Origin of the sequence: Mycobacterium palustre, from assembly GCF_002101785.1 — a bacterium.
GTDB classification, from domain to species: Bacteria; Actinomycetota; Actinomycetes; order Mycobacteriales; family Mycobacteriaceae; genus Mycobacterium; species Mycobacterium palustre.
In genome coordinates this window covers 1-1,298 of record NZ_LQPJ01000133.1, presented here as the reverse complement: position 1 = coordinate 1,298, position 1,298 = coordinate 1, and the positions used below count along the sequence as shown (strand labels likewise).

Annotated in this window: 1 pseudogene; it reads right to left on the bottom strand. The window is 63.1% G+C overall.

From position 1 onward, the window contains the following. Positions 1-102: 102 nt before the first annotated feature. A pseudogene (locus AWC19_RS22725) lies at positions 103-1,251 on the bottom strand (IS481 family transposase). Positions 1,252-1,298: the final 47 nt, after the last annotated feature.

Sequence of the window (1,298 nt, the reverse complement as noted above, 5' to 3'; positions counted from 1 at the left end):
CTGTTTGGAGTCGGTTGATCCTTGACGTTTCTGTTTCGGTTGATCCTTGACACTCTGGGTTAGTGGTTAGGCCTGTTCGCGGGTGCGGAAGGCCCGTTTGTTTCATACCTCGCCGCGGCTGGTGCGCGCGACGGTTTTGACCAGATTGTTGCCGACGAAAAGCGCAGCAGCTCACCATCGACGTGAACGTCGCAGCGGGCTCTGGCATGGTGGGCGCCGAGGCAGACCTGTTGCCAGGCCACACTGACCACCCCGTTGGTGGTGACGCGGCGGCTGACCCAGTCATCACCGCTGCGATCATCGCACGGTGTGCACGACACCGATTGCCGGATCGGCGCTGTGCCCGCGGTGAATCTCTCGGCGGGAGTGGCCATGTCCAGGGATTGGTGTGGCCGAGTGTTGTTGTAGTAGCCGATCCATTCGTCGAGGGCTTGTTGGGCGGTCTTGAGGTTGGTGAAAGGCCTTTGCGCGCTGAGGAATTCCGCGCGCAGGCTGCGGTGGAACCGCTCGATCTTGCCGGTCGTGGTCGGGCTTTTGGGTTGGGTCAGCAGATGCTCGATGCCGTGCTCGCGGCAGATGGCATCAAAGAGCACCTCCACCGGTGGATGGCAAAACCGGCCCGTGAAGACCTTGCCGTTATCGGTCAGGATCTGCTCGGGAGCTCCATAGCTGGCCAACGCCGCGCGCAACCCATCACGGACTGCCCGGGTGCGCTCACGAGCCATCAACCGCGCGCAGACACACATCCGAGAGTGATCGTCGATGCCGGTCAAGGCTTTGGCGCTCGTGCCATCAGCCAGCGGAAAACCCCCCACGACGTCCATCTGCCACAGCTCCATCGCCGCGCCGCGCTCCCAGCGTTTCCATTTGCGCAAGCGCCGATCCCGCAGACTCGGATCGATCACGCCCGCTCGCACCAGGGCCCGATAGGCCGCCGATTCCGACGGCAGCGGCCGCCCGACGCTTGGCCAGCTCAAACACCAGCCGCCGCGGACCCCAATACGGCCGCGACCGACGCAATTCCAACAGCGCCGCTTCCACCGCGGCCGGCATTTGATGCGGACATGACACCGGCCGATGCGACCGATCCCTAAGCCCTTCTAGACCCTCGGCCTCATAGTGGGCCAACCAGGCATGCAACGTCTGACGCGACGCGCCCACCTTCTCAGCAACCAGCGACACCGACAACCCATCGCTGATCACCGCCAACACAGCCTGATACCTCTGCTCGGCCACGGTTAACTCCCTCATTCGAAGGAGTGTCAAGCATCAACCGAAGTAACTGTCAACCATCAGCC